Origin of the sequence: Kineosporia succinea (assembly GCF_030811555.1) — a bacterium.
Taxonomy (GTDB): Bacteria; Actinomycetota; Actinomycetes; order Actinomycetales; family Kineosporiaceae; genus Kineosporia; species Kineosporia succinea.
Map to the genome: position 1 here is coordinate 590,327 of NZ_JAUSQZ010000001.1, position 24,871 is coordinate 615,197.

The following is a 24,871-nucleotide window of genomic DNA, read 5'->3' on the forward strand; positions in this document are numbered from 1 at the left end:
CGAGGTTTCTGACGAATGTCAGCGGGCGGTGGAAGCGCCCTGCTGGGAGGAAACCTCGAGTCCCGGACCCGTCTCCAGGTCGGACGGCGAGGACAACGTGCCCCTCACCGCCGTGGCCGCGGCCACCGCCGGCGAGACCAGGTGGGTGCGGCCGCCCTTGCCCTGACGTCCTTCGAAGTTACGGTTGGAGGTCGACGCACTGCGTTCACCCGGCGCCAGCTGGTCGGGGTTCATGCCCAGGCACATCGAGCAGCCGGCCTGACGCCACTCGGCGCCGAACTCGGTGAAGACCTTGTCCAGCCCCTCGGACTCGGCCTGCAGACGCACCCGCGCCGAACCGGGGACGACCAGAACCCGCACCGAGGCCGCCTTCTGCCGGCCCTGCACCACCGCGGCGGCGGTGCGCAGGTCTTCGATGCGGCCGTTGGTGCACGAGCCGATGAACACCGTGTCGACGGCGATCTGCCGCAGCGGGGTGCCGGCGGTCAGGTCCATGTAGGCCAGGGCCCGCTCGGCGGCGCCGCGCTGGTCGGGGTCGTCGATCGTGGCCGGGTCGGGCACGTTCGCCGAGAGCGGCGAACCCTGACCGGGATTCGTGCCCCAGGTGACGAACGGTTCCAGGTCGGGTGCGGAGAGGTGAACCTCGGTGTCGAAGGTGGCGTCGTCATCCGTGCGCAGGGTGCGCCAGTACTCGACGGCGGCGTCCCAGTCGTCACCCTCGGCGGCGTGACGGCGGCCCTTCACGTAGTCGAACGTGGTGTCGTCGGGCGCGATCATGCCCGCCCGGGCGCCCGCTTCGATGGACATGTTGCAGATCGTCATGCGGGCCTCCATCGAGAGGGCCCGGATGGCGGAACCGCGGTACTCCAGGACGTAACCCTGGCCACCACCGGTGCCGATCTTGGCGATCACCGCGAGAATGATGTCCTTGGCGCTGGTTCCGGCCGGCAGGTCACCGTCCACGTTGATCGCCATCGTCTTGAACGGCTTCAGCGGGAGCGTCTGGGTGGCCAGCACGTGCTCCACCTCGCTGGTGCCGATACCGAAAGCCAGGGCCCCGAAGGCGCCGTGGGTGGAGGTGTGCGAATCGCCGCAGACCACGGTCATACCCGGCTGGGTCAGGCCCAGCTGCGGGCCGACGACGTGCACGATGCCCTGGTCGAGGTCACCCAGCGGGTGCAGACGCACACCGAACTCGGCGCAGTTCCTCCGCAGGGTCTCGATCTGGGTGCGGCTGACCGGGTCGGCGATCGGCTGGTCGATGTCGATCGTCGGGGTGTTGTGATCCTCGGTGGCGATGGTGAGGTCGAGGCGGCGGACCGGGCGGCCGGCCAGACGCAGCCCGTCGAACGCCTGCGGACTGGTCACCTCGTGCAGCAGGTGCAGATCGATGTAGAGCAGGTCGGGTTCGCCGTTCTCCCCGGCGCGCACGACGTGCGCGTCCCAGACCTTCTCCGCCAGCGTGCGGCCCACGATCATCATCCTCCATCCGGGCCTGCGGCCCGTTCGGTCATTCCCGGGCAAGGTTGGGTCGCCCGGGGGTTTTCAGCGACGTCCGGCCCCCGCCCGGCGCCGGACTTGCGTCTCGCTTCGTGAGACGCCAGTATCGCTCCATGGACAAGAGTAGCGGAGTCGGCGTCCTGGACAAGGCAGCCGTGCTGCTCGACGCCCTGGAGGCGGGGCCGGCGACGCTGGCCCAGCTGGTGACCGCGACCGGGCTGGCCCGGCCGACCGCGCACCGCCTGGCCGTCGCGCTGGAGCACCACCGGCTCGTGGGCCGTGACCTGCAGGGCCGTTTCGTGCTCGGGCCGCGCCTGGGCGAACTCGCCGCCGCCGCGGGGGAAGACCGGCTTCTCGCCGCCGCCGGCCCGGTGCTGGCGGCACTGCGCGACCACACCGGCGAGAGCGCGCAGCTGTTCCGCCGGCAGGGCGACCAGCGCATCTGTGTGGCCGCCGCCGAAAGGCCGGTCGGGCTGCGTGATTCGATCCCGGTCGGTTCGGCCCTGTCGATGCACGCCGGTTCCGCCGCGCAGACCCTGCTCGCCTGGGAGGAGCCGGACCGCCTGCACCGTGGGCTGAACGGCGCCAAGTTCACCGCGAGCACGTTGTCGGCGGTGCGGCGCCGGGGCTGGGCGCAGAGCATCGCCGAGCGCGAGCCGGGGGTGGCGTCGGTGTCGGCGCCGGTGCGGGGGCCGTCGGGGCGGGTGGTCGCGGCGGTGTCGATCTCCGGCCCGGTCGAGCGTTTCACCCGTCAGCCCGGTCGTCAGCACGCCACCGCGGTGGTCGCGGCGGCCGGCCGGCTGACCGAGGTGCTGCGGCGGGGGCAGATCCAGGCCTGACCGCTCGTGGTTCCGCAAGCGCCGGGCCCTGGGGCCCGGCGCTTCTTTTCGCGCGGATTCACAGCACATCCCGCCAGGACGACGCGAATTCACACGACGGACGCGGCGCGTGCCCGGCGCCCTGCGCAGGGTTCTGTCAGCGGCCGGCCCCGACCCGCCGAAACCCCGCACGTATCAAGATCACGGCCCCACCACTCTTTTCACCGGGCGGGCCTTCCGCGGCTCCGAAGGGCACCACCGGCCCACCGTCGGTGACCGGGTCGCGGCCACCGGGCGTCCCCCACCGCTCCGTTTCACCCGTTCGGCGCACGACCGCAAACGGGTCGAGCCCGCCACCACGAAGGTGACGGGCTCGAAACCGGTGGTGCGGCTTACCGGATCAGGAGACCCCGGCCTCGCCGCTGAACTCGGCGGCCTCGTCCTGGGCGGAGGAGACCAGTGCGTCGACCGTGATCTCGCCGTTGCCGTCGGCGATCAGGCGGCGCAGCAGCACCAGCTCGATGCGGGCCAGGTCGGGCTCGTCGAGCTGCTCGAGCACCTCACCGACGGTGGCGTCGTCGCCGAGCACCGAGCGCACCAGGGCCTGCGCGGCCGACTCGTCGATCGCGACGGGCGAGGAGGCGTACGGCGCGGCCGCGGCCGACACGAAGGCCGGCACGTCGGACGACTGCCCGGCGAGACGGCTGCCCACGGCACTGTAGAAGGCCGCGCCGACGATCTCGCCGAAGGCGTTCCAGCCCTGCTCGTCGAGCTCCTTGGTCCGCTCCGGGTAGGCGTTGAGATCGCCTTCCAGCAATTCCCGAACCAGCTGGCCGATCTGGGCCGTCATGAGCATTACCTCCATACGATTGTGGCGCCCCCGCGGTGGTGCTCCACCCCCGAGCATCCATTGGTTCTCGCAGGTCGGCGAGAGAGTACTAGACATGAAGACGGCCCTCGACCGGTGAGGGTCGAGGGCCGTTCTCGTGTAGCCCCGACGGGATTCGAACCCGCGCTACCGCCTTGAGAGGGCGACGTGCTAGGCCACTACACAACGGGGCCATGGCCTTACTCGCTGACCAGGTCAGCCGTTCGATTCTAGCCAACTGCTTGGCTTTCACCGAATCGATCTGATCTGTCCGGACCGGGGCTGAACGCCCACAGTCTGACGATCTGACCGCGCTGGGGTACCAGGACTCGAACCTAGACTAACTGAACCAGAATCAGTCGTGCTGCCAATTACACCATACCCCAAGGGAGTGCTCGCCCGACGCACAGAACATCCTCGGTGAGGAGGACTTTCTGTCCGTTGGGCGAGCGCCCTGGAAGAAGATTAGCGGTCCGCGAGCCCGGACCCAAATCAGATCCCCCCGGGGGCGCGCCGCCACCACTCCCCCGAGGGGCGACGACCCACCAAAGATGCACTGGGGGAAGGTGAAACGGCTGCGACCGAAGTGCTCGACCGATCCTGGATTCAGGGGCTTGAGGACGCTTCGGGAGACCTGGGCGGCGCCGGAACCGTGGGACGAGGGTCCCGGAACGAGCTCGACCGGGCCCCTCCGAAGCGGGGCCACCCCCTCACAGGGACGCTCCTTCACAGGGACGCTCCTTCACAGGGCCGCTCCTTCGCAGGCCGCCCCCTCACGGGCCGCTCCCTCACGGGGCACTCCCTCACGGGTCGCTCCCTCACGGGGCACTCCCTCACGGGCCGCTCCCTCACGGGGCACTCCCTCACGAGGGGCGGGGAACGGGGCACGCCCCCTCTCCTCACCTCTTGCCCCCTGAGAAGCAAGGGACCACCGCCCCTGCTCCACCGCGTCCTTGCTCGTGCGACCGGTGCCACACCGGGCATCACCCGGCAACCCGTACATGTGGCCCACATCTCGCCCCGCAGTCACCACCGACCCCCGAGACCCCCTCTCGTGGAGCGGGTTCGAGACCGGGCCGGCGCCGGTGACGGTCACGACCGAGATCAACTCGTTACGGCACCCCCGCGAACAGGACGTAGGACTCTCTCCGTCACACGACTTTCCATTACTTTGCGTCATCCGCACGAACTCCACGCCGCACGGGCACCGCCCCGCGCGTGCCCCCGGGACGACGGAATGTGTCCGACATCTCCGAGCGGCGACATGACTATGGGTAAGGTGTCCACTACAGGTTTCGTCCGGACTTCCGCGCTTGGCGTATCGGCGATTCAGCTGCGCCCCGATCGGGGGCGTGATCACCGGGGGACGGGGATGTTCACAGTTCAAGCACTGGTTTTCGGGTGTGGCGCTCGACCGGGAACGGCCTGATGCCGCGCCTGGTCGCGGTCCGGCCGGCTCGGGTCGCTCCGATCGCCGATCCGGCCCGGGCTCAGGCACGCCTCCGCGACCCCGGTCGCAGGGGGTGACGAGTGGCGGTCTCGGGCATCCGACTCTCCGATCTCTCCCCGTCGGCCGCACGGCCGGGTGCGGGGCGCACCGGCACCCGCCTCCGTCCTGACTTCACCCAGCTGCGCATCGTCGGGGTCAGCGTGCTGCTGCTCGGGCTCGGTGCACTGCTGTGGCTGGCCCCGCCGACCCAGGCGATGGGCGCACGCGGCGAGCTGATGCGGCTCGACTGGTACACGGTCGCCGTGCTCGCCGCCGTCTGCGAGGTCGTCGTGCAGATGGTGCAGGTCAACGGGCACCGGCAGGTCCGCGCGGTCTCGATGAGCGAGATCGCCACGGTGCTGGGCCTGTTCTTCGCCACGCCGGGCAGTTTCGTGGTGGGGCGCCTGGTCGGCGGGCTGGCCGTGCTGGTGCTCTGGCGCCGGCAGGGGCCGCTCAAGGTGTTCTTCAACGGCTCGCTGCTGTTCGCCGAGTCGGTGCTGTCGCTGCTGCTGTTCAACCTGGTGCGCGGCTCCGGGGTGCACATCGACCCGCGGGCCTGGGCCGCCGCGCTGATCGCGACCATCTGCGGCGGGCTGTTCTCGGCCGTCGCCGTCAACGTGGTGATCGCGATGGTCGACGGTGAGACCAAGCGGCGCGACCTGCTTCTCGAGGCCGCGCGGGGCGCCGCCACCTCGGCCTGGGTCACCTGCATCGCGGTGGTCGCCGTGCACGCCCTGAACGCCGAGGCCCGCGCCGCGGTGCCGCTGGCCATCTCCGGGGTGCTGCTCCTGCTGGCCTACCGCAACTACTGCTCCCTGTCCGAGCGGCACCTCAGCCTGGAACGGCTCTACCGCTTCAGTCACGCCGTGAGCAGCACGCCCGAGGTCAACGAGATCCTCACCGGTGTGCTCCAGCACGCCCGCGAGGTGCTTCGCGCCGACTACGCCGAGATCGTCTTCGTCTCCTCCGAGGCCGGCCACCAGCCGCTGCGCATCGACAGCCGGGGCTCCGGCGGCAAGCTGCGCCGGGTGCGCCTGAGCGAGGCCGCGGCCAACGAGCCGAGCTGGGCCGGGGTGGTCAACAGCGGTGGCCCGCTGCTGATCCCGCGCGGCGACCGGTCGCACCGCTCGCTGCTGGGCGACCGCGACCTGCGCGACGCCGTGCTCGTGCCGCTGCGCGGTGAGGCGGGCATCGTCGGCACGATCCTGGTCGGCGACCGCATCAGCGACGTGCGCTCGTTCGACTCCGACGACGTGCAGCTCCTGATGACCGTGGCCAACCACGCGAGCATGGCGCTGCAGAACGGCCAGCTCGTCGACCGGCTGAAACACGATGCTCTGCACGACAAGCTCACCGGTCTGCCCAACCGCAACCTGCTGCAGCAGGAGATGGTCATCGCGATCGGTGACATGCGGGGCGACCGCTCCCCCGGCCTGGCCGTGCTCAACCTCGACCTGGTCAACTTCAAGCAGGTCAACGACACGTTCGGCCTGGCTCTGGGCGACCTGCTGCTGCAGGAGGTGGGGCAGCGGCTGCGCACGAAGCTCAACGGCCGGGGCATCCTCGCCCGCACCGGGGGCGACGAGTTCTCCGTGCTGCTGCCCGCTGTCGACACCGTGGCCGCCGCCCTCGAGGTCGCCGCGAGCCTGCGTTGCGGGCTGGAGCAGCCGGTCAGCATCCAGGAGGTCGACGTCGAGGTCGGCGTCTCGATCGGCATCGCCGTGGCCCCGCTGCACGGTTCCGACGGTCACACGTTGCTCAAGCGGGCCGACGCGGCGATGTACTACGCCAAGAACTCCGGCAACGGGCTGCACGTCTACGACAAGGGGCTCGACGCCAACGAGACCCCGGAGCGCCTGGCGCTGACGGCCGAACTACGGCAGGGCATCTCGACCGGTCAGCTCGAGGTCTACGTGCAGCCCCAGGCCAGTCTGCGCACCGGCATGGTGCTCGGCGTCGAGGCCCTGGTGCGCTGGCGTCACCCGCGTCACGGGCTCCTCTTCCCCGACACCTTCATCCCGCTGGCCGAACGCAACGGCCTGATCCCGCAACTCACCGACGCCGTGCTCGAACAGGCCGTGGCCGCCTGCGGTCGCTGGCGGCGGGCCGGGCACCGGCTCACGGTCAGCGTGAACCTCTCGGCCCGCAGCAATCTCAACGAGACGCTGATCGAGAACGTCCAGTCGCTGCTCAACCGCCACGGGGTGCCGGCCAAGTCGCTGATCCTCGAGATCACCGAGAGCTCGGTCATCCGCGACCCGGCGCGCACCCAGATCGTGCTCGACCAGCTGCACTCACTCGGGGTGGGCCTGTCCATCGACGATTTCGGCACCGGCTATTCGTCGCTGTCCTACCTGCGCCAGCTCCCGGTGCAAGAGGTCAAGATCGACAAGAGCTTCGTGATGAACATGCTGGCCGAGCCCAACGACGCCGCGATCGTGCGCTCCATCGTGGATCTCGGCACCAACCTGCGCCTGGCCGTGGTGGCCGAGGGCGTCGAAGACGCCGCCACCCGCGCCGAGCTGCAGCGCATGGGCTGTTCCAACATGCAGGGCTTCTTCCTCGCCGCCCCGATGCCTCTCGACAGCTTCATGGACTGGCTCGCCGCCCGCGAAGGCCATCTCGCCGAGGCTCGCTGAGACCCCACAGGCAGCGCTGCAGACGCACCTGGCTGAGACCCCACCGGCAGCGCTGCGAGACCCACCTGGGCACCCGGATCGATGCCTCGAGTAAGCGGAGTTCGTGGTCGGGTGTTCCGGCGGCCTCGTTCTTCCGCTCAAGGTCACTGCGGGCGAAACGTGCTTGGTCACGGCCGAACTGGTGGGCGTCGGCTATTCGAGCTGAAAGCGAAGGAGCGGTGCTTTCGATTATCGATAATCGAAAGCACCGCTCTCCAACGCACCGTGCCCGTGGTTCGACCCGTCGTGGTTCAACCCGTCTCGCGCAATCGGCAGAGCTGGACAGGCCCGACGTGTCAGCCAGACGTGCCAGGCAGACGTGCCAGGCAGACGTGCCCAGCCGGCCTCAGCGCTCAGCCAGACAAGCCCGCGCCAACCTCAGCCCCCAGCCAGACAAGCCCACGCCAACCTCAACACCCTGTTGGACAAGCCCACGCCAACCCCAGCGTCGAGAGGGGTGGGCGCGAGCCGGTATCTGGTGACGACGGCGCACCCTCGCCCTCGACGCCCGGCACAACACCCAGCCAGACAAACCCATGCCAACCCCAGCGTCGAGAAGGGTGGGCGCGAGCCCGTACCTGGTGACGACAGCGCACCCTCGCCCTCGACGCCCGGCAGAACACCCGGCCGCACGGGGCGGAGAAGGCGCTCGGCTTCGTCAGTCGCGCGAGACGACCGGGTTGCTCAGCACGCCCATGCCCTCGATCTCGACCTCGACGCGGTCGCCCGCGACCATGGGGCCGACACCGGCGGGCGTGCCGGTGAGGATGATGTCACCCGGCAACAGCGTGAACGCGGCCGAGATGTAGGCGACGATCTCGGGGATCTTGTGGATGAGCTGCGACGTGCGGCCGTCTTGCCGGGTCTCGCCGTTGAGGCGTGTGGTGACGCGCACGTCGGTGGGGTCGGCGTCGAGCACGAGGTAGGGGCCGATCGGGCAGAACGTGTCGAACCCCTTGGCGCGCGCCCACTGACCGTCGGACTTCTGCAGGTCGCGGGCCGTGATGTCGTTCGCGACCGTGTAGCCGAGGATGACCTCGTTCACACGCTCGACCGGCACGTCCTTGCAGAGCTTGCCGATCACGATGGCGAGCTCGCCCTCGTAGTGCACGTTCGTGGACTGGCGGGGCAGCACGATCGGATCGCCCGGGCCGATGACCGAGGTGTTCGGCTTGAAGAACAGCAGCGGCTCGGCGGGCGGGGCCTCACCCGGCGTGGAGGCCATCTCGGCGACGTGGTCGGCGTAGTTCTTGCCGACCGCCACCACCTTGCTCCGCGGGATGACCGGCGCGAGCAGGCGCACCGAGTCGTCGAACCGGACCTTCTCACCGGTCATCTGGACGGTCTGGTAGAGCGGATCGCCGCTGATGACGTGCAGGAAACCGCTGCCCTGCCCGCCCTCCACGATCGCGTACCGAGGGTCTTCGCCGGTGGTGAATCTCGCGATGAGCACGACGCCAAACCTATGCCATTACCCCCTGGGAGATACTGGGGCGGTGACCACGCTCCTGACCCGGCCCGAATGGCACCCCCTTCAGGAGCAGCACGAGGCCCGCGCCGACGCCCTCACCGCCGGCCACCGCGAGCGCCGGGCCACGCACACCAAGCACGCCGTCGAAGACTTCCTCTACGACTACTACTCCACCCGCCCGGCCGTGCTGCGGCGCTGGCACCCGGGGGTCGGCTCGCGGCTCGACCGGAGCGAGCAGCACGAGAACTGGCGCTGGTACTCCAAAGCACAGGACGGCAGCGTCGGCTTCGACGCCGACCAGTTCATGCGCGACCGGGGTGACTCGGTGCGGTTCATCCACCGGCTGCTCACCTCGATCTCAGAGCGTCCCGTGTTCACCGGGTGTTTCGGGCTGCACGAGTGGGCCATGGTCTACCGCCAGGGTGAGCACCGGCACCCGCTCCCCCTGCGCCTGGGGCAGGACGGCACCGACGCGGTGGTCGAGAGGCACCAGATCCGCTGCACCCACTTCGACGCGTTCCGGTTCTTCACTCCGGAGGCGGTGGGTCTCAACAAGCTGCAGCCCACGCGCGACACCCAGGTCGACCTGGATCAGCCCGGCTGCCTGCACGCCTCGATGGACAGCCACAAGTGGGCCACCAAGCTGGGCCCGGCCGTGCCCGGCGACCTGTCGCTCGACTGTTTCGAGCTGGCGCGCGACATCCGGATGCTCGACATGCAGGCCTCGCCCTACGACCTCACGTCCTACGGCGAGCCGGCCGTGAAGATCGAGACGCCGGAGGGCAAGGCCGAGTACGCGCGGCGTCAGCGAGAATTCGCCGAGCGGTCGCAGGCTCTGCGGGCCCGGCTGATCGCGGTGACAGCGGTGCTCACGGGGGCCGAGGTGCTCAGTTGACCGACCAGTTGACGTGCCAGTAGGCCAAACGTTCGGTGTGTTCCCAGCCGCGTCCCAGCGCGATCTGAATGACCCTGTGACGTATGAATACGAGAAGGCTCACGTATCTCGGGCGCGTCCGCATCGCCGCCGGCGCGGCGGTGATCGGCACGGCCCTGCTCGCTTCCCCCGCACTCGCCGGGGAGTCCTCCGCCGCGACCCCGGCGGTCTCCCCGGCGGGCTCGGCGCTGTCCCCCCAGCTCAACTCGGTCCAGCCCGACCAAGCACGCCTGGGCACAGCGTCGAGCAGCACATCCCTCAAGCCGATCAGCCTTCCCACCGGCTTCCGGCCCGAGGGCATCACGTCCGGTGCCGCCCGCGCGTTCTACGTCGGCTCGCTCGCCGACGGCCGGATCCTGGCCGGCAGCTTCAAGACCGGCACCACGCGTCAGCTCACGGCCGGTGTCACGGGCCGCTCGGTGCGTGGCATGGAGTGGGACAAGCGCTCGAACCTGCTGTGGGTCGCCGGTCAGGACGGCAGCCAGGGCATCGTTCTCGCGGTCGACGTGACCACCGGTGCGGTCAAGCACCGCATCGAGATCCCCGGCGCGAAGTTCCTCAACGACGTGCTGGTCGAGCCGCACGGCGTGTGGGTGACCGACTCCCAGGTCGACCGGCTGCTGCGCCTCGACCTGAGCCCGAAGACCGGCGCCTGGACCGGCCGCCAGGACCTCGTCCCGCTCAAGGGTGAGTGGCCGGCGACCGTCGCGGGCAAGAACGGCGCCAACGGCATCAGCAACCTGTGGGACGGCACGATCCTGCTGAACAACAGCACCGCGGGCGGCATCTACACCGTCAGCCCGTACACCGGTCAGGCCAGGAACATCCTGGTCAAGCGCGGTCCCGGGATCACCGGCGGCGACGGCCTGGAGCGCAAGGGCCACACGCTCTTCGTGGTGCGCGGCAACAGCCAGAACGCCGTGGAGGCGCTCAAGCTGCACCACAACAGCAAGGGCTGGCGCGCCACCTGGAAGAAGACGCTGACGTCCCCGCAGCTCGACGTCCCGAGCACGGGCGCGTTCGTCAACCACACGCTGTGGACCGTGAACGCCCGCTTCGGCGTGGCGAACCCGGAGTCGGCGAGCTACCAGATCGTGCCGCTGGGCAAGAAGACGATGCGCGGCATCGAGACCCTGCTGAAGTAAGACCAGGAACGGACGACGTGGGCACCCGGGGTGCCCACGTCGTCCGTTCCTGGTGCCGGGCACAAGAGATCAGACCTGCGACCGGACCCCGGAGGACGCCAGCCCGTAGACGAAACTCTCCAGCAGCGCCTGCCAGCTCGCGTCGACCATGTTCGTGCCGACACCCACGGTCTGCCACACCGCACCGGCCCCGGTGGTCTCGACCAGCACCCGGGTCACCGCGTCGGTGGCCGATTCCCCGTCGAGGATGCGGACCTTGAAGTCGGTCAGCTTCATCCGCTCCAGCTCCGGGTAGACCGGCAGCAGCGCCTGACGCAGCGCGTGGTCGAGTGCACTGACCGGGCCGTTGCCCTCGGCCGTGGCCACCCGTCGCTCTCCCCCGGCGGTCAGCTTCACCGTGGCCTCGCAAACCGATTCCGGACCGCGGGATTCCGTGATCACCCGCCAGCTCTCCACCTCGCAGAACAGTGGGCGGGTGCCGTGCACCTCCTCGTGCAGCAGCAGCGAGAACGACGCGTCCGCGGCCTCGAACGTGTAACCGCGGGCCTCCAGGTGCTTCACCCGGTCGGTGACCCGGCCCAGCAGTTCGCGGTCGCTGGACAGGTCGAAACCCAGCTCCCGGCCCTTGAGCTCGATCGACGCCCGCCCGGCCATGTCCGAGACCAGCATGCGCATGTCGTTGCCCACGGCCTCCGGATCGATGTGCTGGTAGAGGTCCGGGTCGACCTTGATCGCGCTGGCGTGCAGGCCGGCCTTGTGCGCGAACGCCGAGGCCCCCACGTAGGGCTGACGGTTGTACGGCGTCACGTTGGCGATCTCGTTGACCGCGTGCGCGATGCGGGTGATGTCGCGGATCCGGCCGTCGGGCAGCACGAGCCGGTTCAGCTTCAGCTCGAGATCGGCGAGAACCGTGATCAGGTCGGCGTTCCCGGTGCGCTCGCCGTAACCGTTGAGCGTGCCCTGCACCTGGATGACGCCCGCGTCGACCGCCGCCAGCGAGTTCGCGACGGCGCAGCCGGTGTCGTTGTGGCAGTGGATGCCCAGGTCGGCACCCGAGGCCGAGCGGACGTCGTGCACCACGTCGGCCACCTGGTTCGGCAGCATGCCGCCGTTGGTGTCGCACAGCACGATCGCCTCGGCCCCCGCCTCGGCCGCGGCCCGCACGACCTCGAGGGCGTAGGCCTGGTCGAAGGCGTAACCGTCGAAGAAGTGCTCGGCGTCGAGGAACACGCGGCGTCCCTGCTCGCGCAGATGCCGCACGGTCTCGGTGACCATGGCCAGGTTCTCGTCGCCGGTGGTGCGCAGAGCGCGCTCCACGTGCCGGATGTCGCTCTTGGCCACGAGTGTGACGGCCGGGGCGAGGGAGTCGAGGAGGGCCCGCACCTGCGGGTCCTCGTGCACCTTCACGCCCGCCTTGCGGGTGGCGCCGAACGCGGTGAGCACCGCGTTCTTCAGGTCGAGTTCGGTGGTGGCGCGGCGGAAGAACTCGGTGTCCTTCGGAATCGCGCCCGGCCAGCCACCTTCGATGAAGCCGACGCCCAGTTCGTCCAGATGACCCGCGATCGCCAGCTTGTCCTGCACCGAGAGGCTGAGCCCCTCCTGCTGGGCGCCGTCGCGCAGGGTGGTGTCGTAGACCTGGAAGGTACTGGGGTTGCTCTCCATCGGATGCTCGCCTCTGGTCGTGGGTGCTGGTTTCAGCATGAAAAAAGACCCCCCGCGAATGCGAGAGGTCTGCGCGTCGACGATGCCCGTGTCTAGGCCGTGCCGACGCGCCCGCGAATAATCACGACGCTGGTGTTCATGCTGGGGGTGATTCTGCCACAGCCGTTTATGAAAACCCTCCACAGAATGAGGGACGCGTCGGCACCCGTGGGTGCCGACGCGTGCTCAGTGCGGTGGTCGCCGAAGAGGATCAGGCGAGCTTGCGCATCCAGCCGTGGGTGTCCTCGGCCCGGCCGTACTGCACGTCGAGCAGCGAGGCCCGGATCTTCATCGCGACCTCGCCGGTGGGGATCTCGAGCTCCCCGCCCTCCCAGGCCAGGCGGCCCAGCGGCGTGATGACCGCGGCCGTGCCGCAGGCGAAGACCTCGGTGATCTCGCCGGAGGCGACGCCGTCACGCCACTCGTCGATGCTGATCGGGCGCTCCTCGACCTTCAGCCCCATCTCGCCCGCCAGGGTGAGGATCGACGAACGCGTGATGCCCTCGAGGATCGTGCCCGAGACCGTCGGCGTGACCAGCGTGCCGTCGTTCTTGACGAAGTAGATGTTCATGCCGCCGAGCTCCTCGACCCAGCGGTGCTCGGCCGCGTCGAGGAAGCAGACCTGCTCGCAACCGTGCGCCTCGGCCTCGAGCTGCGCCGCCAGACCGGCCGCGTAGTTGCCGCCGCACTTGGCCGCCCCGGTGCCGCCGGCCGCGGCGCGGGTGTAGGTGCTCGACAGCCAGATGCTGACCGGCTTGACCCCGCCGGAGAAGTACGGGCCGACCGGCGACGCGATCAGCAGGTAGCGCACCTGCTTGCTCGGGCGGACGCCCAGGAAGGTCTCCGACGCGTACATGAACGGCCGCAGGTAGAGGCTGCTCTCACCGCTCGCGTGGTCGGGGACCCAGGCCTGGTCGGTGTTGACGAGCAGGTCGATGCTGGCCAGGAAGTCTTCTTCGGGCAGCTCGGGCAGCGCCAGACGACGGGCCGACCGGGCCAGCCGGGCCGCGTTGGCCTCGGGCCGGAACGCCCAGACCGAGCCGTCGGCGTGCCGGTAGGCCTTGAGCCCCTCGAAGATCTCCTGGGCGTAGTGCAGCACCGCGGCGGCCGGGTCGAGCTGGATCGGGCCGTAGGGGATCAGACCGGCGTCGTGCCAGCCCTTCTCGGCGTCCCAGTCGATCGAGACCATGTGGTCGGTGAAGTACTTGCCGAACCCGGGCTGGGCATGGATCGCCGCGCGCCGCTCATCGGTGGCGGGCCGCGGGTTACGGGTCGAGCTGAACGTGAGCGCTGTCATCGCGATACTCCCTCGCAAACCGGTCCGGGTGGAGGACCGGAAAGAATCTGCTGACGACGGTAGCAGCGGGGAAAGCGCGTGAGCCTGGTGAGTACCGGGCGGCCGGCTTTCTTGCGGCAACCGTCCCGGACGTGACTCGGCCGGTCGGGTTTCACCCGACCGGCCGAGGTGGTGCTTCAGGCTTGCGGTCAGGCGAGACGCGAGGCGATGGCCTCGCCGATCTCCGACGTGGTGCGTACTCGGTCGCCACGCGCGGCGAGGTCTTCGGCCACGGCCTGCTCGACCTTCTGGGCGGCCTTGTCGAGGCCGATGTGCTCGAGGAGCATGCCGACGGACAGCACGGTGGCGGTCGGGTCGGCCTTGCCCTGACCGGCGATGTCGGGCGCGGAGCCGTGGACCGGCTCGAACATGCTCGGGGCGGCGCTGCGGTCGGGGTTGATGTTGCCCGACGCGGCCAGGCCGATGCCGCCGGCGATGGCACCCGCGATGTCGGTGATGATGTCGCCGAACAGGTTGTCGGTGACGATCACGTCGAACCGGCCCGGGTTCTGCACCATGAAGATGGTGGCCGCGTCGACGTGCAGGTAGTCGGTGGTGACGTCGGGGAACTCGGCGTTGACCGCTTCGACTGTGCGACGCCACAGGTGCCCGGCGTGGGTGAGCACGTTGTGCTTGTGCACCAGGGTGAGGTGCTTGCGCGGACGGGCGGCGGCGCGACGGAACGCGTCACGCACCACCCGGTCGATACCGAACGCGGTGTTGACGCTGACCTCGGTGGCGATCTCGTGGGGCGTACCCGTGCGCACCGCGCCGCCGTTGCCGACGTACGGACCCTCGGTGCCCTCGCGGACCACGACGAAGTCGAGGCCGTTCTCGAGGACGTGAGGAGCCAGGGGCGAGGTGACGCCCGGGTACAGCCGCGCCGGGCGCAGGTTCACGTAGTGGTCGAGTGTGAACCGCAGGCGCAGCAGGAGGCCCCGCTCCAGAACACCGCTGGGCACACCGGGATCACCGATCGCGCCGAGCAGGATGACGTCGTGCTGCCGGATCTCGGCCAGCACGGAGTCGGGCAGTGTCTCGCCGGTCTTGTGCCAGAGGCGAGCACCGAGGTCGTACTCGGTGGTCTCGAAGGACACCTCGTTGCCGACCGCCGCGTTGAGGACCTTGAGGCCCTCGTTCACCACCTCCGGGCCGATGCCGTCGCCCGGGATGACGGCGAGGCGGACGGACGTGGGGGCGGTCGAGGTGCTCATGGCCGCGATATTACCTCCCGCGTCCGGATGCCGGTCGCCGGATCTCATTATGTGGATAGGGTTTTTGGTGGACGGACGCGCGTCCCGGCTGGCCCGCGCCTCTCACCTGCATAGGGTGACCGCCATGGGATTCCGGATGGACGCCGTCGGTGTGGTGGTCGCCGACCTGGACAAGTCGATCGCCTTCTACCAGCGCCTGGGGGTCTCGTTCTCCCCCGGCGGGAGGGACGGCACGGTGATCGCCGACCTGGGCGGGTTCCGCCTGCGGCTCTACACCGAGGACCTGCTGCGCGAGCTCAGCTGGGACATCGACGCCGACGCCCCGCGCACCGGGGTCACGCTGGCGGTGGGCTGCGACTCGCCCGAGGCCCTCAACGAGCTCTACTCCTGGCTCGACGACGACGGTTACGGGTTCCGGGAGCCGCTCGACGCCCCGTGGGGACGCCGCCACGCGACGGTTCAGGATCCGGACGGCACCCATATCGACCTGTACGCCCCGCTGCCCTGACGCCTCGTGCGTGAGGGGCGCCGCCGCGTCCCTCGTTCTCGTGGTTCGCGACCGCGCACGATCAGGGAGAAGCCGTCGTGGACGTGCGAAGGCCCCCGGCGCCTCGTGGGCAGCGGGGGCCTGACGCGTGAGGTCCGGGATCAGCGTCCGGCGGAACCCTCGACGTAGTCCGAGTCGGTGGTCTTGACCCAGCTCATCAGCTTGCGCAGCTCGCGGCCGGTGGCCTCGATCGGGTGCTTCTCACCCTGGGCGCGCAGGGCCTTGAACTCCGGGGCGCCGGCGTCCTGGTCGTTGATGAAACGCTCGGCGAACGCACCGGACTTGATGTCGGCGAGAACGGCCTGCATGTTCTCCTTGACCTTCTCGTCGATGACGCGCGGGCCGGACACGTAGTCGCCGTACTCGGCCGTGTCGGAGACGCTCCAGCGCTGCTTGGCGATGCCGCCCTCGTACATCAGGTCGACGATCAGCTTGAGCTCGTGCAGGCACTCGAAGTACGCGACCTCGGGCTGGTAGCCCGCCTCGGTCAGCGTCTCGAAGCCGTACATGACCAGCTGCGACATACCGCCGCAGAGCACGGCCTGCTCACCGAACAGGTCGGTCTCGGTCTCCTCGGTGAAGGTGGTCTTGATGCCACCCGCGCGCAGGCCACCGATCGCCTTGGCGTACGACAGGGCCAGGTCCCAGGCCTTGCCGGTGGCGTCGACCTCGACGGCCACGATCACGGGGACGCCACGGCCGTCGACGTACTCGCGGCGCACCAGGTGGCCCGGGCCCTTCGGGGCGACCATGCAGACGTCCACGCCGGCCGGGGGCTTGATGTAGCCGAAGCGGATGTTGAAGCCGTGGCCGAAGAACAGCGCGTCGCCCTCGGCCAGGTGCGGCTCGATCGACTCGGTGTACACGTGACGCTGGATGTGGTCGGGCGTGAGCAGCATGACCACGTTGGCCTCCTGCACGGCCTCGGCCACGCTGACGACCCGCAGGCCCTCGGCCTCGGCCTTGGCGCGGCTCTTGCTGCCCTCGGCCAGGCCGACGCGCACGTCGACGCCGGAGTCACGCAGGCTCAGCGCGTGGGCGTGACCCTGGCTGCCGTAACCGATGACGGCGACGGACTTGCCGGCGATCAGCGAGAGGTCGGCGTCGGCGTCGTAGTACATCTTTGCTGCCACGTTGCTAGTTCTCCTTGTTGAAGAGGATCAGACGGTTAGAGGTTAGGCGCTGCGGAGCGCCCGGTCGGTGATCGAGCGGTTGCCGCGGCCGATACCGATCAGGCCCGACTGCGCGAGCTCGCGGATGCCGAACGGCTCGAGCACCTTGAGGAAGGCGGCGAGCTTGTCCGGGCTGCCGGTGGCCTCGATCGTCACCGCGTCGGGCGCGACGTCGACGACGTGCCCCCGGAACAGCTCGACGGTCTCGAGCACGTGGCTGCGGGTCGTGGCGTCGGCGCGGACCTTCACCAGCAGCATCTCGCGCTGCACCGAGGCCCCGGGCTCGAGCTCGACGATCTTGATCACGTTGATCAGCTTGTTGAGCTGCTTCGTGACCTGCTCGAGCGGCAGCTCGTCGACGTCGACCACGACGGTCATCCGGCTCACGCCCGGGTGCTCGGTCGGGCCGACCGCCAGCGAGTGGATGTTGAAACCACGCCGGGCGAACAGGCCCGCGACCCGGGTGAGGACACCGGGCCGGTCTTCGACCAGCACGGACAGGGTGTGCTTGTGCGTCACTTGTTTCGTCCTCAGCCTTCGCTGTCGAATTCCGGGCGGGTGTCACGGGCGATCTGGATCAGGTCGTTGCTGACCCCGGCCGGCACCATCGGCCAGACCATCGCGTCACGGAACACGACGAAGTCGATGACGACGGGGACGTCGTTGATCTCCATCGCCTTCTTGATCGTCGCGTCGACGTCTTCCGGGCTCTCGCACCGCAGGCCGACGCAGCCGTAGGCCTCGGCCAGCTTCACGAAGTCGGGGATCCGGCTGCCGACCGAGGTGTGCAGGTCGGTGTTGGAGAAACGCCCGTTGTAGAACAGGTTCTGCCACTGCCGGACCATGCCCAGGCTGGAGTTGTTGATGACGGCGACCTTGATCGGGATCTGGTTGATCACGCAGGTGGCCAGTTCCTGATTGGTCATCTGGAAGCAGCCGTCGCCGTCGATGGCCCAGACCACGCTGTCAGGGCTGCCGGCCTTCGCGCCCATCGCGGCCGGCACCGCGAAGCCCATCGTGCCCGCGCCGCCGGAGTTGATCCAGGTGTGCGGGTTCTCGTACTTGATGAACTGCGAGGCCCACATCTGGTGCTGGCCCACGCCGGCCACGTAGATCGACTCCGGCCCGGAGATCTCACCGATGCGGCGGATCACGTCCTGCGGGGAGACCTCGCCCTCCGGGGCCGGGGCGTGGCCCAGCGGGAAGGACTCGCGCCAGCCGTCGAGCTGGGTCCACCAGGCGGTGAGGTCGGCACGGTGGCCGGCCTGGTGCTCCGCCTCGACGGCCAGGGTCAGCTCGGCGATGACCTCCTTGGCGTCACCGACGATGGGCACGTCGGCGATGCGGTTCTTGCCGATCTCGGCCGGGTCGATGTCCGCGTGCACGACCTTGGCGTGCGGGGCGAACGAGTCGAGGTTGCCGGTGACCCGGTCGTCGAAACGCGCCGCCAGGCTGACGATCAGGTCGGCCTTCTGCAGCGCGGTCACCGCCGCGACGGTGCCGTGCATGCCCGGCATGCCCAGGTTCTGCTGGTGCGAGTCGGGCAGGGCGCCGAGGGCCATCAGGGTGGTGACGACCGGGGCGCCGGTGGCCTCGGTGAGGCGCTTGAGCTCGGCGCTGGCCTGCGCCTTGAGCACACCGCCGCCGACGTAGAGCACCGGGCGCGAGGCCGTGGTGAGCAGGCGGGCGGCCTCGCGGATCTGCTTGTTGTGCGGCCGGGTCACGGCGCGGTAGCCGGGCAGGTCGAGCTTCGGCGGCCAGGAGAAGGTGGTCTGCGCCTGGAGGATGTCCTTCGGCACGTCGACCAGGACCGGGCCCGGGCGGCCGGTGCCGGCGATGTGGAAGGCCTCGGCGATCGCCTGCGGGATGTCCGCGGCGTCGGTGATCAGCATGTTGTGCTTGGTGATCGGCATGGTGATGCCGACGATGTCCGCCTCCTGGAACCCGTCGGTCCCGATCAGCTTGCTGTTGACCTGGCCCGTGATCGCGACCATCGGCACCGAGTCCATGTAGGCGTCGGCGATGGCGGTGACCAGGTTGGTCGCCCCCGGGCCGGACGTGGCCATGCAGACCCCGACCCGGCCGGTGGCCTGGGCGTAGCCCTCGGCCGCGTGCCCGGCACCCTGCTCGTGGCGGACCAGGATGTGACGAATCTTCGTGGAGTCCATCAACGGGTCGTAGAGCGGGAGGATCGCCCCGCCGGGGATACCGAAAACCGTGTCTACACCGACCGACTCGAGCGAGCGGACGAGGCTCTGGGCCCCGGTCATCGGCTCGGCGGCGACCTGGGGCGCGGTGGACGCGGCGCGGGTGGGCTCGGTGTGGGACTGGCCGGGCATCAGGGGGTTCCTTCGCTCGTCGGATCACTGCTGTGCATCGGACTGGTCGGTGCCAACAGGTGAACGGCGTGCAACTGTCGGCAGGGACGAAAAGACCCCTCGGCCCAATGGGCACAAGGGGTCGCGCGCTCGCGGGTCTTCATGACCTCAGCGGGCGCGCCGTCCAAGTACGAGAGTCTTACGCACGCTCACACGTTGCCCCCGGATGACGGGGATGTCAATCGGGACGCGGATGGTCTCACTGACTGAGACGGCCTGACCGTTCCTCGGGCACCGGCACCACCCGCGGCGAAACGGGCAGATCGAGCACCCGTGAGGCACCGGCGTTTTCCGGTCTTTCGCCCGTTTCCCCCGCGGGTGACGGGCCCGCCCCGGTGACCGCGTCGTCCGTCGGCGGCCCCTCCAGATCGATCGGGCCGGACCGCAGCAGCGCCCGCACCCGGGAGGCCGGCAGCGGTTTCGACAGCGCGAAACCCTGACCGGCCTGCACCCCGAGATCACGCAGGGCGCGGGCGGTGGCCAGGTCTTCCATGCCCTCGGCAACGGTCGCCAGCTCGAGCCCGCGCGCCATCAGCACCACCCCCTCGAGCAGCCGGGCGGCCCGCGGGTCGGTGCCCAGCCCGGCCAGCAGCGAGCGGTCGATCTTGACCGCGGTGACCGGCATCCGCAGCAGGTAGGACAGCGACGAGTAGCCGGTGCCGAAGTCGTCGATGGCCAGGCGGATGCCGGCGTCGCGCAGGGCCTGCAGGGCGGCGGGCGCGGGGCCGGTGTGGTCGACGAGCTGGCTCTCGGTCAGCTCCAGCACCAGACGCGACGGGGGCAGGCCGGCCGCGTCGAGCATTCCGGTGACCAGCTGCACGAAGGCCGGGGAGACCAACTGCGCCACCGACATGTTGACGCTCACCGAGATACCCGGCCAGCTCGCGGCCTGGGTCACGGCCTGGCGCAGCACCCACTCGCCGAGCTCGGTGATCGCCCCGGTGTCCTCGGCGATCTCGACCAGCTCGGCCGGGCTGACCACGCCGTCGCGCTCGAAGCCGGGGGGCAGCCTCAGCAGGGCCTCGACCCCCTGGACGTGCCCGTCGGCCAGCCGCACGATCGGCTGGTAGGCCACCGACAGGTGCCCCCGCCGCAACGCGTCACGCAGGCCGATGGCCAGGTCGACCCGGCGACGCACCCGCTCCTCGAGCTCGGGCCGCCAGCGTTCCCAGCGGCTGCGGCCGTCGGCCTTGGCGGCGTACATGGCCAGGTCGGCGCGGTGCACGAGGGCGGCCTCGTCGGCCGTGCCGTCGCCCTGGGCCAGGCCCACGCTGACGCCCAGCTCGACGGTGCGCCCACCCACCCGGAACGGCGGGGTGACCGCCTCGACGAGCCGCTGGGCGGCGGTCTCGGCGGTGGCCGCGTCGACCCCCTCCAGCGCGAGGACGAACTCGTCGCCGCCGACCCGCGCGACGATCACGCGCCGCGCGTCCACTCCCCCGGCGACCGCGTCGAGGCGGGCCGACACGTCCACCAGCACCCGGTCGCCCCAGGCGTGCCCGAAACGGTCGTTGACGGCCTTGAACCCGTCGAGGTCGGCGTAGAGCACGGCGACCGGCTCACCGGGCCCCGGGGCCAGCCAGGTGCGGACCTCCTCGAGCAGGTGGTTGCGGTTGGCCAGGCCGGTCATCTGGTCGAAGCGGGCCAGACGCTCCAGCCGCTGCCGCAGCTCGACCGAGTCGGTGACGTCGTTGAGGTTGGCCACGGCGCCGCCCTCGACCGCGCGCAGCCGCAGCTGGGCGGTGCCGGTGGCGGGCGGGGCCAGGCGCACCTCGATCTCGGCGGCCTCGCGGTGCCCGCGAGTCACCTCGAGCACCCGCTCGCGCACGGCCCGCTGGTCGTGGGCGAGCTCCTCGAAGGGTCGGTGCACGACGGACGCGGGACGCCGGTGCAGGAGACGGGTGACGGCGCCGTTGACGGCGAGCACGCGGCCGTTGGTGTCCAGCCGCAGCAGCAGGTCGCTGGTGTTCTCGACCAGGGCGGCCAGCCGGCCCCGGGCCTCGACCTGGGCGCGCAGCAGGTCGTCCTGCTCCAGCAGCAGAAGGGTCTGCCAGACCACGAAGGCGACGGCCAGGCACCCCAGCGACGAGTAGACGATCGGCCCGGCGGCGCCCGCGGCCGCCTGCATCGCCACGGCCAGCGGGGCGGCGAGCGCCACGCCGTAGGGCACGACCCGGCCCCGGCGGCGGGGCAGGAACCGGACGTCGTCGGCGGAGCGTTCCGGCCGGCCGGGGGAGGACACCGGCACCCGGCTCAGGCGCACGTTGTAGACGGTGAGCAGGAGGCAGCCGAGCACCACGGCCGACACCAGCACGGCGTCGGGAACCCCCGGCCAGCGCGGGATGCCGAGCACCCGGGGGCCGCGCAGCAGGTCGGCGGCGAGCACGGCGGTGAGGGCCGTGACGAGCAGGCCCCAGCTGCGGCCCGGCGCGCGGTTGCCCTCCGGCCCGACGTAGCCGATCAGCCCGGCGCGGGACGCCTCGAAGGAGGTGCGGGTGGGCAGGCGCAGCACGGTGAGCAGGGCGACGAGGTCGAGAACGGCGGGCAGGAGCGAGAACACGGTGCTGGGCGGCAGGCGGGGCGGGCCGTCGACGGCGACCCAGGTCAGGGTGGCGGCGCTGAGACTCAGCACGGCGGCCTCGGCCACGCCGACGCCCGGGCGGCGCACCGGCACGATGCGGTCGGTGTTGATGGCCGTCGCGGTCGCCAGCCCGGCCGCGGCCGTCACCATCAGGAAGTCGGCGACCTGCCCGGCGAGCAGCCCGTCGACGGGGTCGAGCAGCCGGGCCCCGGCCGAGCCGAGGGCCCAGCACAGCCCGGCGGCGGCGATGGCCGGGGTGAGCAGGTTGCGCGCGCGGCCCCGCGCCCGGATCACGGCGTACAGCCAGGAGGCCCCGGCCCCGACGGCCGCGGCCGCCATCAGGATCGCCGGCACCACGGTGACGACAGTAACCGCCGCGCGGGTGGGCGACCCGCACAAATGCCCCGGACGCGCGCGGTCTCAACCGTTGGTGATCATGCGGTTCTCAACCGGTCACCGGCTGGTCGCTCGAGGGCCGCGGATAGGGCATCGCGAGCATCGGAGGGGCCGGGCTGACGAACGGGTCGCTCGCCCTCAGCTCCTCGATCGGGCGGGGCGGGGAGAACAGGAAGCCCTGGGCCAGGCGGCAGCCGTACTCCAGCAGCAGCTCGGCCTGACGCCGGGTCTCGACGCCCTCGGCGATCACCTCCAGGCCCAGTTCGGCGGCCAGGCCCAGCATCGAGCGCACCAGCACGTCGTCCTCGGCCTGCTGCCCCAGCCCCCAGACGAACTTGCGGTCGATCTTGAGGATGTCGACGGGCAGCCGGGACAGGTACTGCAGCGACGAGAAGCCGGTGCCGAAGTCGTCGATCGCCACGTGCACGCCCTCGGAGCGCAGCAGCTCCAGGCGGGACGCGGTGCGGCCCAGGTCCTGGATCGCGGCCTGCTCGGTGATCTCCAGGGTGAGCCGGTCGGGTGCGATGCCGCTGTCGGTCAGGGCCTCCATGGTGATGTCGTAGAAGTCGGTGCCGACCAGCTGCTGCGCCGAGACGTTCACCGCCATGCCCAGCCGGGGGTCGCGCCAGCCGGCCAGCTGCCGCAGCGACTCGCGCAGCACCCAGGCGCCCATCGGCACGATCAGGCCGCTCTCCTCGGCCACCGGCAGGAACTGGGCGGGAGACCAGGTCTCGGCCCCGACCGGCCAGCGCACCAGCGCCTCGAAGCCCTCCCACTGCCGGGTGTGCAGGTCGACCACCGGCTGCAGGTACAGCGACAGGCTCTCGTCGCGCACCGCCGTCTCCAGGTCACCGCGCAGCCGGTGGTGCTCCATCACCCGCTCCGACATCCACGGCTCGAAGTCCACGACCCCGGCGCCGCCCCGCTGCTTGGCCCGGTACATCGCCAGGTCGGCGTCGCGCAGCACCTCGCGGGCGGTGCGGGTGACGGCCGGGTCGGCGATCACCAGGCCCAGGCTGGCCGAGACCGAGGGCCGGCCGTGCGCCGACTCGTCGAACCCGTTGAAGGCGGTGACCACCGCGTCCGCCGCCGCCCGGGCGGCGTCCTCGGTGGCCGAGGCCGGCATCACCGCGAACTCGTCGCCGCCGAGCCGGGCCACCGCGTCGCCCGGGCCGGCCGCCTGCCGCAGGCACTCGGCCGCGCGGTGCAGCAGCCGGTCGCCCTCGGCGTGGCCCATCGTGTCGTTGACCTCCTTGAAGTTGTCGAGGTCGATGAACATGACGGCGACCGGTTCCCCGGCCGCGAGCCGGGTGTTGACCGCCTCCAGGAAGGCCGTGCGGTTGAGAAGGCCGGTGAGGGAGTCGGTCTGGGCGGCGTCGAGGAGTTCGCCCTGCATGCGCACCCGGTCCGAGACGTCCCGGCCGACGAGCACCGCACCACCGTCGTCGCGGGGCGTGATGCCCCACTCGATCACCCGCCAGCGGGACTCGTGCGCGGCCCACAGGTTGCCCAGGACGCCCTGCTGCCGGGGCGGTTCGGGAACCTCGGCGGGCACGCCGGGCAGCACGGGCAGGAACCGCGTCTCGACCCGCTGCTCGCCCCGGCGCCACTGCGGCGCCCCGGCCACGGTGCCGGCCATCCGCTGGTCGTCACGGTGCAGGTAGTCCATCAGAGTGGTGCCGACCAGCTGCTCCGGGCGCATGCCGAGCACGCGCTGCGAGGCCGGGTTGGCGAACTCGATCACCCCGAAGTCGTCGACCTGGAGGATCACGTCCTGGGTGTCCTCCAGCAGCTCCTCGTACAGCTCGCTGCGGGCGGTCAGGTCGTCCCAGAGCCGCTCGCTCTGCCCGGACTGGCCGATCATGTTGGCGAACACGGCGATCGAGATGCCGGTGAGCAGCACGCCGGTGACCGGGTCGGCGGGCTGACCGGGAAAGAGCACGAGCAGGGCCGCGAACGGGATCGGCAGCTGCCACCAGCGCAGGCGGCGGGGCCGGATCGCCAGCACCGGGTTGCGGAAGACGTTGCCGGCGTCCCAGACCGTGCTCTGGGCCATCACCACGGCGGAGGCCGCCCAGAGCGGGATGCCCGCCTCGGTGCGGGTGGCCAGGGCCAGCACGTCACCGAGCAGGGCCAGGACCGCCGCGGCGACCGCCATCGCGGCCGCCCGGCGCTGGCCGCGCTCGGCCCGCACCGCGATGCCGCAGGCGAAGCTCGACATCAGCAGCACCGGCAGCAGCCAGGCCAGGGTCCAGGCGACGTCCTCCCGGACCGGCAGCCAGTTCTGCTCGCGCACCAGGATCCAGGCGAACCCGACCAGACCGGCCATCTGCAGCCAGCCCTCGACCAGGGTCTCCCACGCCTCACGGGGCGAGACCGCATGCCCGAGGCCGGAACTCGCGGCCAGGAAGACGAGCAGGACGGCGGGACGGCCCAGGCCCCAGAACCAGGCGTCGGGCATCCCGGTCAGGGTCCCGACCGAGATACCACCCCAGATCAGGCACCCGAGGCCGGACAGCGCCGAGGCGCGGCGGTAGTCCGGCTCGCGCACGGCGACGGCGACGTTCGCCAGGGCGACGCCCCCGAACACCACCACGGTCGCGATCAGCCACATCAGCATGAGTCCACCCGTGAACCACTTTC

The 24,871-nt window shown here is 70.6% G+C and carries 16 protein-coding genes and 2 tRNA genes; 5 read left to right on the top strand and 13 right to left on the bottom strand.

The annotated features are described in order from the left end of the window. Positions 1 to 18: 18 nt before the first annotated feature. On the bottom strand, positions 19 to 1,473 hold the full coding sequence (gene leuC / locus J2S57_RS02695; protein WP_307237885.1) for a 3-isopropylmalate dehydratase large subunit: 1,455 nt from the start codon (positions 1,471 to 1,473) through the stop codon (positions 19 to 21). 140 nt (positions 1,474 to 1,613) lie between these two features. Between leuC and J2S57_RS02700 the strand changes: the two genes are divergently transcribed. Next, on the top strand, positions 1,614 to 2,339 hold the full coding sequence (locus tag J2S57_RS02700; protein WP_307237887.1) for an IclR family transcriptional regulator: 726 nt from the start codon (positions 1,614 to 1,616) through the stop codon (positions 2,337 to 2,339). Positions 2,340 to 2,718: 379 nt separating this feature from the next. Here the strand turns inward: J2S57_RS02700 and J2S57_RS02705 are convergent, their stop codons facing one another. The 3 genes from J2S57_RS02705 to J2S57_RS02715 form a co-directional block, all read right to left on the bottom strand. Then, a complete protein-coding gene (locus J2S57_RS02705; RefSeq protein WP_307237889.1) occupies positions 2,719 to 3,168 on the bottom strand; it encodes a hypothetical protein in 450 nt (149 codons plus the stop codon). A 139-nt stretch (positions 3,169 to 3,307) separates the two neighbouring features. Then, a tRNA-Glu gene (locus J2S57_RS02710) sits at positions 3,308 to 3,380 on the bottom strand. Positions 3,381 to 3,500: 120 nt separating this feature from the next. Beyond that, positions 3,501 to 3,572 (bottom strand) — tRNA-Gln (locus J2S57_RS02715). Between the two features lie 1,144 nt (positions 3,573 to 4,716). On the opposite strand from J2S57_RS02715, the gene J2S57_RS02720 reads away from it, so the two are divergent. Then, a complete protein-coding gene (locus tag J2S57_RS02720) occupies positions 4,717 to 7,314 on the top strand; it encodes a putative bifunctional diguanylate cyclase/phosphodiesterase (protein WP_307237891.1) in 2,598 nt (865 codons plus the stop codon). Between the two features lie 697 nt (positions 7,315 to 8,011). On the opposite strand, the gene J2S57_RS02725 is transcribed toward J2S57_RS02720, so the two are convergent. Then, positions 8,012 to 8,806, bottom strand: coding sequence for a fumarylacetoacetate hydrolase family protein (locus J2S57_RS02725; protein WP_307237893.1), 795 nt, complete (start codon positions 8,804 to 8,806; stop codon positions 8,012 to 8,014). Here J2S57_RS02725 and J2S57_RS02730 point away from each other — a divergent pair. Together J2S57_RS02730 and J2S57_RS02735 are read left to right on the top strand one after the other, a co-directional pair. Then, positions 8,799 to 9,719, top strand: a complete 921-nt coding sequence (locus J2S57_RS02730; protein WP_370882431.1) for a 3-methyladenine DNA glycosylase — start codon at positions 8,799 to 8,801, stop codon at positions 9,717 to 9,719. The genes J2S57_RS02725 and J2S57_RS02730 overlap by 8 nt on opposite strands. Positions 9,720 to 9,802: 83 nt before the next feature. Beyond that, a complete protein-coding gene (locus J2S57_RS02735) occupies positions 9,803 to 10,903 on the top strand; it encodes an NHL repeat-containing protein (RefSeq protein WP_307237897.1) in 1,101 nt (366 codons plus the stop codon). A gap of 69 nt (positions 10,904 to 10,972) precedes the next feature. Here J2S57_RS02735 and cimA read toward each other — a convergent pair whose 3' ends face one another. From cimA to J2S57_RS02750, 3 genes are all read right to left on the bottom strand, one after another. Further along, on the bottom strand, positions 10,973 to 12,565 hold the full coding sequence (gene cimA / locus J2S57_RS02740; protein WP_307237899.1) for a citramalate synthase: 1,593 nt from the start codon (positions 12,563 to 12,565) through the stop codon (positions 10,973 to 10,975). A gap of 250 nt (positions 12,566 to 12,815) precedes the next feature. Next, the gene (locus tag J2S57_RS02745; protein ID WP_307237901.1) at positions 12,816 to 13,901 is read right to left on the bottom strand and encodes a branched-chain amino acid aminotransferase; all 1,086 of its coding nucleotides are present in this window, start codon (positions 13,899 to 13,901) and stop codon (positions 12,816 to 12,818) included. Positions 13,902 to 14,089: 188 nt separating this feature from the next. Continuing rightward, a complete protein-coding gene (locus tag J2S57_RS02750; RefSeq protein WP_307237903.1) occupies positions 14,090 to 15,154 on the bottom strand; it encodes a 3-isopropylmalate dehydrogenase in 1,065 nt (354 codons plus the stop codon). Between the two features lie 124 nt (positions 15,155 to 15,278). Here J2S57_RS02750 and J2S57_RS02755 point away from each other — a divergent pair, with 124 nt between their 5' ends. Next, on the top strand, positions 15,279 to 15,662 hold the full coding sequence (locus tag J2S57_RS02755; RefSeq protein WP_307237905.1) for a VOC family protein: 384 nt from the start codon (positions 15,279 to 15,281) through the stop codon (positions 15,660 to 15,662). A gap of 140 nt (positions 15,663 to 15,802) precedes the next feature. Here the strand turns inward: J2S57_RS02755 and ilvC are convergent, their stop codons facing one another. The 5 genes from ilvC to J2S57_RS02780 form a co-directional block, all read right to left on the bottom strand. Next, positions 15,803 to 16,834: a ketol-acid reductoisomerase gene (gene ilvC / locus J2S57_RS02760; RefSeq protein WP_307237907.1), complete on the bottom strand. Its 1,032-nt coding sequence runs from the start codon at positions 16,832 to 16,834 to the stop codon at positions 15,803 to 15,805. Between the two features lie 42 nt (positions 16,835 to 16,876). Further along, positions 16,877 to 17,392 (bottom strand): acetolactate synthase small subunit, encoded by a 516-nt coding sequence (gene ilvN / locus J2S57_RS02765; RefSeq protein ID WP_307237909.1) that lies wholly within the window; start codon positions 17,390 to 17,392, stop codon positions 16,877 to 16,879. A gap of 11 nt (positions 17,393 to 17,403) precedes the next feature. Further along, positions 17,404 to 19,212: an acetolactate synthase large subunit gene (locus J2S57_RS02770; protein ID WP_307237911.1), complete on the bottom strand. Its 1,809-nt coding sequence runs from the start codon at positions 19,210 to 19,212 to the stop codon at positions 17,404 to 17,406. A gap of 238 nt (positions 19,213 to 19,450) precedes the next feature. Then, positions 19,451 to 22,189 carry a putative bifunctional diguanylate cyclase/phosphodiesterase gene (locus J2S57_RS02775; RefSeq protein ID WP_307237913.1) on the bottom strand — a complete coding sequence of 913 codons (2,739 nt, stop codon included), beginning with the start codon at positions 22,187 to 22,189 and terminating at the stop codon, positions 19,451 to 19,453. Between the two features lie 88 nt (positions 22,190 to 22,277). After that, on the bottom strand, positions 22,278 to 24,848 hold the full coding sequence (locus J2S57_RS02780; RefSeq protein WP_307237915.1) for a putative bifunctional diguanylate cyclase/phosphodiesterase: 2,571 nt from the start codon (positions 24,846 to 24,848) through the stop codon (positions 22,278 to 22,280). Positions 24,849 to 24,871: the final 23 nt, after the last annotated feature.

Coding starts and splice junctions, on each gene's coding strand:
- J2S57_RS02700 (WP_307237887.1), top strand. CDS start 1,614: ATGGACAAGAGTAGCGGAGTCGGCGTCCTGGACAAGGCAGCCGTGCTG.
- J2S57_RS02705 (WP_307237889.1), bottom strand. CDS start 3,168: ATGACGGCCCAGATCGGCCAGCTGGTTCGGGAATTGCTGGAAGGCGAT.
- J2S57_RS02730 (WP_370882431.1), top strand. CDS start 8,799: ATGAGCACGACGCCAAACCTATGCCATTACCCCCTGGGAGATACTGGG.
- J2S57_RS02735 (WP_307237897.1), top strand. CDS start 9,803: ATGAATACGAGAAGGCTCACGTATCTCGGGCGCGTCCGCATCGCCGCC.
- cimA (WP_307237899.1), bottom strand. CDS start 12,565: ATGGAGAGCAACCCCAGTACCTTCCAGGTCTACGACACCACCCTGCGC.
- J2S57_RS02745 (WP_307237901.1), bottom strand. CDS start 13,901: ATGACAGCGCTCACGTTCAGCTCGACCCGTAACCCGCGGCCCGCCACC.
- J2S57_RS02750 (WP_307237903.1), bottom strand. CDS start 15,154: ATGAGCACCTCGACCGCCCCCACGTCCGTCCGCCTCGCCGTCATCCCG.
- J2S57_RS02755 (WP_307237905.1), top strand. CDS start 15,279: ATGGGATTCCGGATGGACGCCGTCGGTGTGGTGGTCGCCGACCTGGAC.
- J2S57_RS02770 (WP_307237911.1), bottom strand. CDS start 19,212: ATGCCCGGCCAGTCCCACACCGAGCCCACCCGCGCCGCGTCCACCGCG.
- J2S57_RS02780 (WP_307237915.1), bottom strand. CDS start 24,848: ATGCTGATGTGGCTGATCGCGACCGTGGTGGTGTTCGGGGGCGTCGCC.